Annotated in this window: 10 protein-coding genes, 1 tRNA gene and 1 pseudogene; 7 read left to right on the forward strand and 5 right to left on the reverse strand. The window is 43.5% G+C overall.

What is annotated here, in order from left to right; genetic code table 11:
* The first annotated feature begins 145 nt into the window (after positions 1-145).
* A complete protein-coding gene (gene gltB / locus V756_RS0115540) occupies positions 146-4,708 on the forward strand; it encodes a glutamate synthase large subunit (protein ID WP_024715463.1) in 4,563 nt (1,520 codons plus the stop codon).
* A 16-nt stretch (positions 4,709-4,724) separates the two neighbouring features.
* A complete protein-coding gene (gltD, locus tag V756_RS0115545; protein WP_024715464.1) occupies positions 4,725-6,206 on the forward strand; it encodes a glutamate synthase small subunit in 1,482 nt (493 codons plus the stop codon).
* A gap of 56 nt (positions 6,207-6,262) precedes the next feature.
* On the opposite strand, the pseudogene V756_RS01000000122565 reads toward gltD, so the two are convergent.
* Positions 6,263-7,251, reverse strand: a pseudogene (locus V756_RS01000000122565) (zinc-binding dehydrogenase).
* A 127-nt stretch (positions 7,252-7,378) separates the two neighbouring features.
* Between V756_RS01000000122565 and yofA the strand changes: the two are divergent.
* Complete coding sequence (gene yofA, locus V756_RS0115555) at positions 7,379-8,236, forward strand: LysR family transcriptional regulator YofA (RefSeq protein ID WP_024715465.1); 858 nt, start codon at positions 7,379-7,381, stop codon at positions 8,234-8,236.
* Between the two features lie 95 nt (positions 8,237-8,331).
* On the opposite strand, the gene ggt is transcribed toward yofA, so the two are convergent.
* Complete coding sequence (gene ggt / locus V756_RS0115560) at positions 8,332-10,095, reverse strand: gamma-glutamyltransferase (RefSeq protein ID WP_024715466.1); 1,764 nt, start codon at positions 10,093-10,095, stop codon at positions 8,332-8,334.
* Positions 10,096-10,279: 184 nt separating this feature from the next.
* Here ggt and V756_RS0115565 point away from each other — a divergent pair, with 184 nt between their 5' ends.
* From V756_RS0115565 to V756_RS1000000124195, 4 genes are all read left to right on the forward strand, one after another.
* A complete protein-coding gene (locus tag V756_RS0115565) occupies positions 10,280-10,510 on the forward strand; it encodes an excisionase family DNA-binding protein (RefSeq protein WP_024715467.1) in 231 nt (76 codons plus the stop codon).
* Between the two features lie 316 nt (positions 10,511-10,826).
* Positions 10,827-11,372 carry a site-specific integrase gene (locus tag V756_RS0115570; RefSeq protein ID WP_024715468.1) on the forward strand — a complete coding sequence of 182 codons (546 nt, stop codon included), beginning with the start codon at positions 10,827-10,829 and terminating at the stop codon, positions 11,370-11,372.
* A 53-nt stretch (positions 11,373-11,425) separates the two neighbouring features.
* A tRNA-Arg gene (locus tag V756_RS0115575) sits at positions 11,426-11,498 on the forward strand.
* Positions 11,499-12,163: 665 nt separating this feature from the next.
* A complete protein-coding gene (locus V756_RS1000000124195; protein WP_050585667.1) occupies positions 12,164-13,120 on the forward strand; it encodes a LysM peptidoglycan-binding domain-containing protein in 957 nt (318 codons plus the stop codon).
* Positions 13,121-13,159: 39 nt separating this feature from the next.
* Here the strand turns inward: V756_RS1000000124195 and V756_RS0115585 are convergent, their stop codons facing one another.
* The 3 genes from V756_RS0115585 to V756_RS1000000124065 form a co-directional block, all read right to left on the reverse strand.
* The gene (locus V756_RS0115585; RefSeq protein ID WP_024715470.1) at positions 13,160-13,459 is read right to left on the reverse strand and encodes a contact-dependent growth inhibition system immunity protein; all 300 of its coding nucleotides are present in this window, start codon (positions 13,457-13,459) and stop codon (positions 13,160-13,162) included.
* 10 nt (positions 13,460-13,469) lie between these two features.
* Positions 13,470-13,760, reverse strand: a complete 291-nt coding sequence (locus tag V756_RS0115590) for a contact-dependent growth inhibition system immunity protein (protein ID WP_024715471.1) — start codon at positions 13,758-13,760, stop codon at positions 13,470-13,472.
* Between the two features lie 18 nt (positions 13,761-13,778).
* Positions 13,779-14,334: RNase A-like domain-containing protein (locus tag V756_RS1000000124065; protein WP_024715472.1), on the reverse strand; the 556-nt coding region annotated here is incomplete at its 5' end.

A 14,334-nucleotide genomic window follows, 5' to 3' on the forward strand; every position in this document is an offset into this window, starting at 1 on the left:
TTTGTCTCACATCCATCTATCTCATTTTGAGATTCTTTTGATCTAAATTATATATTGTTTATATCGTTTTGAAAACCTACAATAATAATAGAGTTGTTAGATTTTATGACCGGTATTATCGGAAATTGATCGGGGGAGAGGAATTATGACGTACAATCAAATGCCAAAAGCTCAAGGTCTCTACCGTCCTGAATTTGAACATGATGCATGCGGAATCGGCCTATATGCGCACTTAAAGGGCAAGCAGACTCACGACATCGTCAAACAAGGGCTTAAAATGCTTTGCCAGCTAGACCATAGAGGAGGCCAAGGCAGTGATCCGGATACAGGAGACGGAGCCGGCTTACTGGTTCAAATCCCTGATGCTTTCTTTAGAAAAGAGTGCAAAGATATCAATCTGCCGGAAAAAGGCCGTTACGGGGTAGGAATGGTCTTTTTCTCACAGAAGGAAGATGAAAGAAAAAAAATCGAAAAGCAAATCAATGCACTGATTGAACAAGAAGGCCAAGCTGTTCTTGGATGGAGAACTGTACCTGTAAATGTCGGAAAAATCGGAACAGTGGCACAGAAGAGCTGCCCGTTTGTCCGTCAGGTATTTATCGGTGCAAGTTCTGATCTGAAGGACAATTTGTCGTTTGAACGAAAATTGTATGTCATTCGCAAACAGGCTGAAAACTGGGGAGTCACGGAAGGTCTTGATTTTTATTTTGCCAGTCTTTCAAGCCAGACCATTGTTTACAAAGGCCTTTTAACACCTGAACAAGTTGATGCATTTTATTCTGACCTGCAAGATGAAACATTCGTTTCTGCTTTTGCGCTTGTGCATTCACGCTTCAGCACTAACACATTCCCTACATGGGAAAGAGCGCATCCAAACCGGTATTTGGTTCACAATGGTGAAATCAACACCCTTCGCGGAAACATCAACTGGATGAGCGCACGTGAGCAGCAATTTGTTTCTGAAAGCTTCGGTGAGGACTTAAATAAGATTTTGCCGATTCTCAATGCTGACGGCAGTGACTCTTCCATTTTAGATAACGCATTTGAATTTTTTGTAATGGCTGGTCGCAAACCGGCACATACAGCAATGATGCTCATTCCTGAGCCGTGGACGGAAAATACGCACATGTCTAAGGAAAAAAGGGCGTTCTACGAGTACCACAGTTCCTTAATGGAGCCGTGGGACGGACCGACAGCCATTTCATTTACCGACGGAAAACAAATCGGTGCGATTCTTGACCGGAATGGCCTTCGTCCTGCACGTTATTATGTAACAAAAGATGATTATATTATTTTCTCATCTGAAGTCGGCGTTATTGAAGTTGAACAGGAGAACATTTTATATAAAAACCGTCTTGAACCAGGAAAAATGCTTTTAATTGACCTGGAAGAAGGCCGGATTATCCCGGATGAAGAAGTCAAAACACAAATTGCAACTGAGTACCCGTATCAAAAGTGGCTTGAGGAAGAGCTTGTCCAAGTGAATCCTGATCCGGAATCAAGAGAGGAAGAACAGTTTACAGATCTCCTGACTCGCCAGAAGGCATTCGGGTACACATATGAAGATATCCAAAAGTATTTAATTCCTGTGATTAAAGAAGGAAAAGATCCTCTCGGTTCAATGGGGAATGACGTGCCGCTTGCTGTTCTGTCAGACCGCGCACAATCACTTTTCAACTACTTTAAGCAGCTGTTTGCACAAGTAACGAACCCGCCAATTGATGCGATTCGCGAGCAGCTTGTGACATCTACGATGACTTGGCTCGGTGCAGAAGGCGATCTTCTTCACCCGAGTGAACGAAACGTTCGCCGGATTAAATTGTATACACCAGTTTTATCCAACGAACAATTTTACGCTTTGAAAACGATTGTTCATCCTGACTTAAAAAGCCAAAGAATCGATGTGCTGTTCTCGGAGGATATTGAACGCGGATTAAAGGACATGTTCACACAAGCAGAGAAAGCCATCAGCCAAGGTGTAAGCCTGTTAATTTTATCAGACAAGAAGATGAACGAACGCCTGACGCCGATTCCTCCGCTTTTGGCAGTCAGCGCGCTGCACCAGCATTTAATCCGCAAAGGGCTGCGTACGAAAGTCAGCATTATTGTGGAATCCGGAGAAGCGCGTGAGGTGCATCACTTTGCAGCATTAATCGGCTATGGTGCCGATGCGATTAATCCGTATCTGGCTTATGCAACTTACAAGCAGGAAATTGATGAAGGACGTTTGGATCTCAGCTATGAAGAAGCGGTCAGCAAATATGGAAAAAGCATTACTGAAGGCGTTGTAAAAGTCATGTCTAAGATGGGAATTTCAACTGTACAAAGCTACAGAGGCGCCCAAATCTTTGAAGCGGTAGGAATCAGCCGCGATGTGATTGACCGCTATTTCACGGGAACTGCATCACAGCTGGGCGGTATCGACTTAAAAACAATTGCCGAAGAGGCGCAGCGCCGTCACCGGGAAGCGTATCAGGATGATTACAGCAAAACGCTTGAACCAGGAAGTGACTTCCAATGGAGAAACGGCGGAGAGCATCACGCGTTTAACCCGAAAACGATTCATATCTTGCAATGGGCATGCCGCAGAAATGATTACAATCTGTTTAAACAATATACAAAAGCGGCAGATGAAGAACGGATCGGATTTTTGCGGAACTTGTTCGCATTTGACGGAGACCGGAAGCCTCTGAAATTGGAAGAGGTCGAATCTGCTGAATCAATTGTCAAACGTTTTAAAACAGGTGCAATGTCATTTGGCTCCCTGAGTAAGGAAGCGCATGAAGCTTTAGCAATTGCGATGAACCGTCTTGGCGGAAAAAGCAACAGCGGTGAGGGCGGAGAAGACCCAAAACGCTTTGTTCCAGATGAAAACGGTGATGACAGAAGAAGTGCAATCAAACAAATTGCATCCGGTCGTTTCGGCGTCAAAAGCCATTACCTCGTTAATGCAGATGAATTGCAAATCAAAATGGCGCAAGGCGCTAAGCCGGGTGAAGGCGGACAGCTGCCTGGCAACAAGGTGTACCCTTGGGTTGCCGATGTCCGCGGATCAACGCCAGGTGTCGGATTAATCTCACCGCCGCCGCATCACGATATTTATTCGATTGAGGATTTGGCCCAGCTGATCCACGATTTAAAAAATGCCAACCGCGATGCAAGAATCAGCGTCAAGCTGGTATCAAAAGCAGGCGTTGGCACAATCGCTGCAGGTGTTGCCAAAGCAACCGCAGATGTCATTGTGATCAGTGGTTACGACGGAGGTACAGGCGCTTCTCCGAAAACCAGTATTAAACATACAGGGCTGCCATGGGAGCTTGGTCTTGCAGAAGCACATCAAACGTTAATGCTGAATGGACTCCGTGACCGTGTTGTATTAGAAACAGACGGAAAGCTCATGACGGGCCGAGATGTTGTGATGGCTGCCTTGCTCGGCGCCGAAGAATTCGGTTTCGCGACGGCTCCGTTAGTTGTACTCGGCTGTGTCATGATGCGTGCCTGCCATTTGGATACATGTCCTGTCGGGGTAGCGACACAAAATCCGGAGCTTCGTAAAAAATTCATGGGCGACCCTGATCATATTGTGAACTATATGCTGTTCATTGCTGAAGAAGTTCGTGAGTACATGGCTGCCTTAGGCTTCAAGACATTTGACGAAATGATCGGCCGCACGGACGTACTCAATGTAAGTGAACGGGCGAAGGGACATTGGAAAGCAAGTCAGCTTGACTTGTCTACCCTTCTTTATCAGCCTGAAGGCGTTCGGACGTTCCAATCGCCGCAAAATCATAAAATTGATCAATCACTTGATATGACGGCGATTCTCCCGGCTGTACAAGAAGCCATCGAGTCCGGGAAAGAAGCAGAAGTTTCTATTAAAATCAACAATACAAACCGTGTAGCCGGCACGATAACAGGCAGTGAAATTTCAAAACGTCATGGTGAAGAAGGGCTTCCGGAAGATACGATTAAGCTGCAGTTTACCGGATCAGCCGGACAAAGCTTTGGAGCCTTCGTTCCTAAAGGGATGACGCTTTATTTAGACGGAGACTCAAATGATTATGTCGGAAAAGGACTTTCTGGCGGAAAAATCATCGTCAAGTCACCGGAAGGATTCAATTCCGCTTCAGATGACAACGTCATTATCGGTAACGTAGCTTTCTACGGTGCGACAAGCGGAGAAGCGTACATTAACGGTCGTGCTGGTGAACGCTTTGCCGTTCGGAACAGCGGTGTGAATGTGGTGGTAGAAGGCATTGGCGACCACGGCTGTGAATACATGACTGGCGGCAGCGTTGTCGTGCTCGGCAATGTAGGCAAAAACTTCGCTGCAGGCATGTCCGGCGGAACCGCTTATGTTCTGGCCGAAGATGTAAAAGCGTTTAAACGCAAATGCAACCTTGAGATGATTTTATTTGAATCATTAGGGGATGAAAAAGAAATCGAGCAAGTCAAAGCAATGCTTGAAAAACATGCTGCATATACAAACAGCCAAAAAGCACAAGATCTGCTTGATCAGTGGGAAGACAGCGTGAAAAAATTCGTCAAAGTCATTCCGAAAAACTATAAACAAATGCTTGCAAGCATCGAAGAACAAAAAGCTGCAGGCCTATCAGATGAAGAAGCTGTTATGTACGCATTTGAAGCCAACACGAAACCAAAGCAGAACCCAGCGTCATCGGGACAAAAACAAGCGGTAGTTCAGTAAGGAAGGGGAGAGGAACATGGGGAAACCAACTGGATTTATGGAGATCAAACGAGAAAAACCTGCTGAGCGGGACCCTCTCACTCGCTTAAAGGATTGGAAAGAATATTCTGCTCCTTTTTCAGAAGAAGCATCGAAACGGCAGGGGGCGCGGTGTATGGATTGCGGTACACCGTTTTGCCAGATCGGTGCGGACATTAACGGATTTACATCCGGCTGTCCAATTTACAACTTAATTCCTGAATGGAATGATCTTGTCTACCGGGGCAGATGGAAAGAAGCATTAGAACGCCTTTTGAAAACAAACAACTTTCCTGAATTTACAGGGCGGGTATGCCCCGCTCCTTGTGAAGGATCATGTACATTAGCGATTTCAGACCCGGCCGTATCAATTAAAAATATCGAAAGAGCTATCATTGACAAAGGATTTGAGAACGGCTGGATTCAGCCTAGAATTCCTAAAAAACGAACAGGCAAAAAAGTGGCCGTCGTTGGATCAGGCCCGGCCGGACTAGCGAGTGCTGATCAGCTGAATCAAGCGGGGCATTCAGTCACTGTGTTTGAACGCTCGGACAGAGCGGGCGGTCTTTTGACATACGGCATTCCAAACATGAAGCTTGAGAAAGGCATTGTAGAACGCCGGGTTAAATTGCTGACACAAGAAGGCATTGATTTTGTCACAAACACAGAAATCGGCGTTGATATTACAGCTGATGAGCTGAAAGAGCAATTTGACGCTGTGATTCTATGCACAGGCGCGCAAAAACAGCGGGATCTATTAATTGAAGGACGCGATTCAAAAGGAGTCCATTACGCGATGGACTACCTGACACTCGCGACAAAAAGCTATTTAGATTCTAACTTTAAAGACAAGAAATTTATTGATGCCAAAGGGAAAGATGTCATCGTAATTGGAGGCGGGGATACAGGAGCTGACTGTGTCGCTACTGCTTTGCGACAAAAAGCCAAAAGCGTACACCAATTCGGCAAACACCCGAAACTTCCGCCGGCCCGTACGAATGACAATCTATGGCCTGAACAGCCGCACGTCTTTACGCTTGAATATGCGTATGAAGAAGCAGAAGCAAAATTCGGAAGAGATCCGCGTGAATACTCCATTCAAACGAAAAAAATGGTTGCGGATAAAAACGGCAAGCTGAAAGAGCTTCATACCATCCAAATGGAAAAAGTGAAAAATGAGCACGGAAAGTACGAGTTTCGTGAGCTGCCTGGAACGGAAAAAGTATGGCCTGCTCAGCTTGTCTTCATCGCTATCGGCTTTGAAGGCACAGAACAGCCGCTGTTGAAACAGTTTGGTGTTGATTCTGTAAATAACAAAATCAGCGCAGCATATGGGGATTATCAAACAAATATCGATGGCGTATTTGCCGCAGGGGATGCAAGAAGAGGCCAAAGCTTAATCGTATGGGCGATTAATGAAGGCCGTGAAGTGGCGCGTGAAGTAGATCGATATTTGATGGGGAGTTCAGTTCTTCCATAAATAAAGGGGATTATCATATAAGAGAAACCGGCCTGTATACCAGCCGGTTTCTTTTTTTATTCCATCATAATTCCGATGTTTCCAAACTGTGTGCCGTTCTGCATTCTTGTATATGCTTCAAACGCTTTTTCTAAAGGGTATGTGCGGTCAATTACAGGGCGCAGCTGATGTTTTTCAATGAAAGCGAGCATATTGTAAAATTCCTCACAGCTACCCATCGAGGTTCCCAATACATTGATCTGAGGAAAGAATAAAGAGCGCACCGGAAAACTGAGGTCGGCCCCTGAGCTTGCCCCAAAACTGACAATACGCCCGTTCGGTTTAACATGGCGAAGGTATTCCGAAAAGAGAGCGGGACCTATACTGTCAAGAACAACATCAGCTTTTCCTCCGTGCAGCTGATCATCCCAATTACTGTAGCTGTCAAAAGCGTAATCAGCACCTAGATGGAGCGCTTTTTTCCTTTTCTCCTCACTGCGGGAGGTCACGCTTACTGTCGCTCCGATCGCTTTTGCCATGAATAAAGCGTAGGTTGCAACTCCGCTGCCGATGCCGGGAATCAACAGATGCTCGCCTTTTTTCAATCGGGCTTTTGTAAATAAGGCCCGATATGCGGTTAAAGCCGATAAAGGCAAAACGCCTGCTTCTTCCCAGGATAAATAAGTAGGTTTTTTGATCGCATTTTGTGAAGGAATGATCACGTATTCAGCCAGCGTTCCGTCAGAAGGCCCTCCCAAGATCTCCGGAATTGGCGGTACATTCTCTGTCACATCCCAGTTCAATGTCGGAAAATAATGACTTCCGTTTGAACAGCTGCGTTTTTGACACCTTCACCAACCTCTTCAATAATACCGGCGCCGTCAGACCCCAGTATCACATAAGGATCTCGTTCTGATTTGTTATTCATCAGAAACAGGTCGCGATGATTTAGACCTGCAGATTTTAATTTAACTTTCACCTCTCCGTATCCGGGCTTTTGTGATGGAACGTCTTGCAATGATAAGCCCTGAAGTCCTGCTTTTCCGTTGTGAATGACAGCTTTCATGTGTCCTCCTCCTCATTGAATTGCAGTTTCATATCTTTACATATTTTACATAGCGGTATTCTTCAAGTAAAATGAACAAAAATGATAGCCGATATCACTTTTAATCATAGCAAGAAGGTGAGAGCCTATGGAAAGCGGAGATTTAAAGATTTTTCGGGCTGTGGCCCGTGAAGGAAGCATAACGAAAGCAGCGGAAATGCTGAATTATGTTCAATCGAATGTGACAGCCAGAATACATAACCTTGAGGAAGATTTGAACATCAGGCTTTTTCATCGGACGAATCGCGGGATGAAGCTGACCGCTGCCGGAGAAAATCTACTAGAATATGCTGATCAAGTACTAGCGCTGTTAGACGAGGCTGAAAAATCGGCACAGATGAGCCAGCAGCCGAAAGGGCTGTTGCGGATCGGATCGCTGGAAACAACGGCGGTAACGCATCTGCCTGAGCATGCGGCCTCCTTCCTCAGACGTTTTCCTGAAGTTGATTTATCAGTGAACACAGCTGATACACACAATTTGATGCAACAGGTTCTAGATCATAAGGTTGATGGTGCTTTTGTATACGGACCGGTTGAGCACACGGATATCAGCCAAATCCCTGTTTCCCGTGATGAATTGGTTTTGATTTCCTCACAGGAAGGAACGGCAGAAGACATGCTTCGGCAGCCGATGCTCTTTTTTGGAGCTGGCTGTTCTCATCGTGCCAGAGTCAAAAGGTTACTGGAGGAAGCAGGAATTCAAAATCAAAAAATCATAGAGTTTGGGACATTGGAAGCTATTATAAGAGGAGTTTCCGCCGGTTTAGGAACAGCGCTGCTTCCAAAGTCCGCTATCGACTGTTCCGAACATCGTATGAATATATGGATTCATCAGCTGCCTGCAGCGTATCGAGATGTAGAGATTGTATTTATATACAGGAAAGACTTTTTTATTACGAATGCGTTTCAGAGATATATAGATGAGGTAGACGAAATGAAGGGATGAAGCCTGTTGCGCTGCAATTATCAGGTATGAGACAGGTGTAAAGGTCTGTATACAAAAAACTGTACTCATTTGAACCGAGTACAGTTTTCTTCATTTTATTTCCGTTTTAAATTAACACCGATCGCCGCGCCGTTTCTGCTTGAATCAGCTACGCCTTTAAAAGTGCCGTTTTCATGGTCGATAGAGATGCTTTGCACGTTGCCGATATCAACTGGACTTTTGCCGAATTTATGTCCCATGCCGTTTAGTTTGCTGAGGACATCTTCAGGAACTCCATCTTCGTAGCGGTAGGAGCTCATGCTGTTTGTGTAAATTCTCGGCTCTTCGACTGCTGCTTTTAACTCCATGCCGTATTCGATGTGATAGAGAATGGTTTGCAAAACAGATGAAATAATGGTGGCCCCGCCCGGAGATCCGACGGTGAGAACAGGCTTGTCATCCTTAAATAAAATCGTCGGGGTCATGCTGCTCAAAGGCCGCTTGTTCGGCTGTACTTCGTTGGCACCGCCTGGAACCGCATCAAAATCCGTTAATTCATTATTTAAAATGACCCCGTAATTAGGGACCATAATACCGGTTCCGAATAGCTGTTCAATTGTCGTCGTATAGGAAACAACATTTCCCCAGCGGTCGGCAACTGTGAAGTGGGTTGTTTGGCCTTCTACTTTGTCTTCAGGCTGTTTGACTTGCTTATAGTTTGCCGATCCTTCTTGGTATTTCCAAGGGTCGCCGGCTTTCGGCTTTTTATTGACTTGATCCAGGCTGATTAATTGCTGGCGTTCTTTAATATAATCGGGATGAAGCAGGCCTTTGAGAGGAACGTTTACAAATTCGGGATCACCAGCGTAAGACGCACGGTCGGCATATGACAAATGCATCGTTTCCGCAAGCAGCTGATATTTTTCCCAAGAGCGGGCGTCGTATTGTGAAAGGTTAAAATCATCAAGAATTTTCAGCATTTGCAATAAAAAAATACCGCCAGAGCTTGGAGGAGGAGGAGTGGCGATTCGATAGCCTTGATAGTCTCCCCAAATCGGTTCATCGATGGTAATGTCATAATTTTCTAAATCTTTTTTTGTCATTGATCCGCCGAAATCCTGCACGGTGTCAGAAAGCGCTTTGGCGAATTTTCCTTTATAAAAAGCGTTAGTGCCTTTTGAACGAATGAGCTTAAATGTTTTTGCCAAATCCTTCTGAACCAGTGTATCGCCTTCTTTAAGCGGCTTGCCATTTGGCAAAAATACATCCTTTGCGGCAGTCCGCGACAGCTTTTCCTGATAATCAGAAATGGCATCCGCCAACACTGAATCAATCGGAAATCCTTTTTCAGCGAGTTGAATAGAAGGGGTGATTAATTGCTTCATTGAACGGGTTCCCCATTTATCCAAGGCTTCTTCCAGCCCTTTCAGCGTACCTGGAACACCGACGGCAGTACCTTTTGTCACACGTTCAGAGAAAGGAATCGCTTTGCCGTCTTCATCAAGAAACATGTCAGGAGCTGCGCCTGCTGGAGCACGTTCCCGGCTGTCTATGATGGTTGTATCCTTTGTTTTTCCATCATACACCATCATAAAGCCGCCGCCGCCAATGCCTGACATCATCGGCTCTGTGACATTGAGGGCAAATTGAATGGCAACCGCCGCGTCAATGGCATTTCCTCCTTTTTTCAACACATCAGCACCGACTTCTGAAGCGAGAGGATGTGCAGTGGCAACCATGCCATCTTTTCCAACGTCTACTTGTTTGTACTCGTCATAGCTTTTGGGCGGCTTTTTCGCTTCCGCATGAAAAGGGACACTTCCAGCGACTAACAGGACACAAAGCAGAGCTGTTAAACAGACGTTCACCGTTCTTTTCATATTCTCCCTCCTATATGAAGCTGTTCTGTTACAATCTTAGCGTAAGAAAATTACAGCGTTTTCACAAGTGACAAATGGTATATTATACAGAATATTCACTCGTTTTTCTGTGCAAAATTGATTATAATGTGATAAGCCATGTGCTATATTAGAATCAGCATACAGATGAAGAAAGGACTGCTATATGTATTTAACAATTAAAGAAACAGCAGAATATACAAATCTTTCAGAGGATTATATTAAAAGCTTGGTGCTTGAAGGAAAAATCAGAGCCGTTCATGACGGTGAGCAATTTTTGATTTTTAAGGAGCAGTTCAAAACGCATCTCGAACAGCTGGAGAATTACAAAGCGCTCGTGCAGGAAATCTTAAATGAACCGATTCCGGAAGATATTGATGTAAAGGATGAGGATTAGGACACAATTTCAAATTGTGTCTTTTTTTGTATAACTTTTTGAAGACAGTGAAAAAAACAAGGCATCAGATTTTGTTCTAAGAGGCTTTTCGATGATAACTAAGGGGATATGTATCAAATAGATTAAAAGCTTTATAAGTATCTTTAAAAGCCGTTTAAGAGGAAGGGGGTTTTTGAAAGCAATTTACCCTCCTCATGTAACACTATGTATATTATGTTACATAAATGCCGTGACACTTTGACTTTCAACGTTTATCAGCTATAATAGTAACATAGACCTCAAAATGTTACATAACGGTTTTTTAAGGAGTTTTTTGATGCATATTGTACAGCCGATTCGCAGTTTAGAAAAAATCCAAGAAGTAAAACAATATTTGCTAAACAAAAACAAGCGGGACTACTTTCTTTTTATTTTCGGCATCAACAGCGCGCTCCGCATCTCTGATATTTTGCCGCTGCAAGTGAAGGATGTTAAAAATAAAGATCATTTATGGGCAACAGAAAGCAAAACGAAAAAGAAGAGGAAGATCCTGATTTTAGAATCGCTGAAGCAGGAAATATACGAGTATACGAAAGACATGAAAGAAAACGAATATCTATTTAAGTCTGTCCGGACCAGGAAGCCGATTTCCCGCATTCAGGCCTACAGGATTTTAAGAGAGGCCGCGGCGGTGTGCGGTCTTGAGGAAATAGGTACGCACACGCTCCGGAAAACGTTCGGCTATCATTTTTATCAGCGGACAAAAGATATCGCCGAGCTGCAGAGAATACTGAATCATTCATCACCCTCGATTACAATGCGGTATATCGGTATTGATGAAGATACGACAAGAGCCGCTTATAAGGTTTTTGGAGGGCTCTAATACAAATCGCTTGAAAATATCGATCATCAGAGCTACTATATAAATTATCCAAAGCTCTAGTAGCACAGCGGATAGTGCAGCAGTTTCCTAAACTGCAGGTCGGGAGTTCGAATCTCTCCTAGAGCGTTTTTTAAATGAGATGGGTTCGGATTAATCACATCTAAAAACAGCAAAAACCCTTGTGAAACAGGGGTTTTTGCTGTTTTTAGGAGTTTTTCAATTGGACGAGAATATGGTGGAAAACGATGTGAATTTATTTCTTTTTGCACATTGCTATAGAATCGATTTTACACTGGGCATTTTTTTAAATAAGTACAGTGTGTTTCGTGTATCTTCTTCACGAAGTTCTTTAATGACATGTGAATAATAATTAAGGGTGGTATCTATCTTCGCATGTGATGGAGGCCTCCGCATTACAGTAATAATGCAAATGTGGCCCGTTTTGTTGAGTGGGGAAGATTACAGAAGATGAATAACAGGCTTGACCTATCCGGACAAAACAGCTGTCAGTGTGGAATTGGGCAGCGCCGCAAATTGATCGACACCCCAGAGGTGTTTTTATGTTGCCTCTAAGGAGGTGATAACAAGAAACGGCGGATACTACTGTGTTTATTAATTTTGAAACATTGGATTTAGCGAGAGTTTACCTGTTTGGTGGTGTGAAGTACCTCGATTACTGCTGGTTCTCAGCATCTTGACGTAATAACAGGTGTAATTAAGGTTTGGAAATTCAAAAAGCAGCGGAGCCGGAGCGCTTGCTTCAGTTATGTATGAAAATCATCGTAGCAAATATTATAGATACAATCCTCAATCTGAACGGTGTCCTGACATTTGGAACCGTTCTTTTTTATATCACCATCCACAATACAGCAAACGACGCGTCAGCCGCTAACGAGATCAGCTATATGATCGGGAATACAAGCTCGACAAGCTTTCACTTTGCAGTCGATGACAAAGAGGTGCGGCAGGGCATCCATACAAATCGTAACGCGTGGCACACTGGAGACGGCACATACGGCACTGGTAACCGTAAATCTATCGGGGTTGAAATCTGCTACAGCAAGTCTGGAGGCCCTAAATACAAGGCAGCAGAAAAGCTGGCAATCAAGTTTGTGGCGCAGCTGCTTAAAGAGCGCGGCCGGGGAATTGATCGTGTCCGCAAGCATCAGGATTGGAACGGAAAATATTGCCCGCACCGTATTTTGTCAGAGGGAAGATGGGATGAGGTTAAGGCTACCATTGAAAAAGAATTGAGGGCGCTGGGCGGGAAAACATCTTCTAAACCGTCATCGTCTGCGCCTAAAGCTTCTGGAGGCACTTACACAGTCAAAAAGGGCGATACTCTTTCCGTAATTGCAAAAGAGCACGAGGTAAGCATGGCAACCCTACAAAGCTTGAACGGTATCAAAAATCCGAACTTGATCAAGGTCGGCCAAGTATTAAAGCTCATAAGTTCGAGCACTTCAAGCCCTAAACCAAGCAGCAAAAAAACGTCATTTGCGCTGCCTTCTGGTGTCATTAGAGTAACAAGACCTATGCGAAAAGGGGATGACGTAAGGCGGATTCAAAATGCTCTGGCGGCTCTTTACTTCTATCCAGATAAAGGGGTGAAGAATAACGCCATTGATGGCGTGTATGGACCGAAAACAGCAAACACGGTCAAACGGTTTCAGTCAGTAAATGGTCTGTCTGCTGACGGCATTTATGGGCCTAAGACTAAAGTGAAACTTGAAGAGTTCTTGAAATAATAGAAGAAGCCCTTCTTAAAAGAGGGGCTCCTTTTCTAACTATATTGTTTTAAGGTGTTCTTTAATTTGTTCAATAACTTGCTTAAGCCATTCTAATGGAGTTATATCATCTTCAGGAAAGTATATACCATCAGCTGCTTTTTCTATAAATTCATTCTTATCTGCTTCAGAATAATTACTATTTACAAACTCAGTTAGTGCTATTAAATCTCTTTCTTTTAGCTTTTGTGATGCTTCATTTAGATATTCATTAAGAGCATCTTCAGGAGAATCTATATCTTGGTGGAAATGTCCGCCGAGAAATCTAAATACAGGATCAGAAACTTCGATTTCAATCATTGCTTATATACTAAATAGCCTCTTTTATTTCTGTAATTACTTTTTTCAACCATTGTAAAGGAGTTAAATCGATTGCCGGAAAATAAATCTCCGTATTTGATTTTATAAAACTTTCTTTCTCTTGATCAGACATGTTTTCATTTATAAACTCTTCACAAAATTTTATTGTGAAAACTAAGCATTCTTTACTTGATTCAGCTATAAATTCTTTCAAAGCTTGTTCTGGTGAACCCATGTCCTGGTGAAATGTTCCTTCTAAAAAATCACTTAATTCTTCCAGAGTATCATAATTCTCGTACATTGTTATTCAGAACTCCTTTTATTTTGTAGGATAGCCAGTTAAAATAAACTCCCCATTTTTACTCTTTTTCAATACTATTGTAGCGTTGGTAACATCCTTAGCAACATTTGAACCTTTTTCTACCCTTCTGCCGAGAACTTCTCCATCACCTTTGTATCTTAAAGGAAGAGTAGGTCTACTTGTAGGATTAGAGAGCCATTTTTTTATTTTACTAATGTTTTTTGGATCACTTAGAACTGAACTGGCGACTTTTTCTGCAGTAGCTCTATCTTTAAATGAAGAAGACCCAGAGATTTTTGTATCTTTTATTAAACGTTGAAATAATTCGCCATCAGTCTTCCCAACATGTTTTTCTATAAGATGCCCGCCTTTTGCTTCATGAGCAGCTAATCCGCCGCCAGGTGCGAGAGGGGTACTATCACCTTGTTTGGCATTACCTATACCCGTGTTGTTAGACGTTTCAGTTCTTCTGAGAACACTCTCTTTTTTATCTTCCGCAATGCTTTTTAGCAGCGGAGTATTTTTCACGTTAATGGTTTTCTCAGCATCTTGAAGGATTCCTTCTAATGCAGGA

This window comes from Bacillus tequilensis KCTC 13622 (assembly GCF_000507145.1).
GTDB lineage: Bacteria > Bacillota > Bacilli > Bacillales > Bacillaceae > Bacillus > Bacillus tequilensis.

What these genes read in the sequence shown, in the direction of transcription:
- gltB (WP_024715463.1), top strand. Translation starts at nt 146, where the DNA reads ATGACGTACAATCAAATGCCAAAAGCTCAAGGTCTCTACCGTCCTGAA.
- gltD (WP_024715464.1), top strand. Translation starts at nt 4,725, where the DNA reads ATGGGGAAACCAACTGGATTTATGGAGATCAAACGAGAAAAACCTGCT.
- yofA (WP_024715465.1), top strand. Translation starts at nt 7,379, where the DNA reads ATGGAAAGCGGAGATTTAAAGATTTTTCGGGCTGTGGCCCGTGAAGGA.
- ggt (WP_024715466.1), bottom strand. Translation starts at nt 10,095, where the DNA reads ATGAAAAGAACGGTGAACGTCTGTTTAACAGCTCTGCTTTGTGTCCTG.
- V756_RS0115565 (WP_024715467.1), top strand. Translation starts at nt 10,280, where the DNA reads ATGTATTTAACAATTAAAGAAACAGCAGAATATACAAATCTTTCAGAG.
- V756_RS0115570 (WP_024715468.1), top strand. Translation starts at nt 10,827, where the DNA reads ATGCATATTGTACAGCCGATTCGCAGTTTAGAAAAAATCCAAGAAGTA.
- V756_RS0115585 (WP_024715470.1), bottom strand. Translation starts at nt 13,459, where the DNA reads ATGATTGAAATCGAAGTTTCTGATCCTGTATTTAGATTTCTCGGCGGA.
- V756_RS0115590 (WP_024715471.1), bottom strand. Translation starts at nt 13,760, where the DNA reads ATGTACGAGAATTATGATACTCTGGAAGAATTAAGTGATTTTTTAGAA.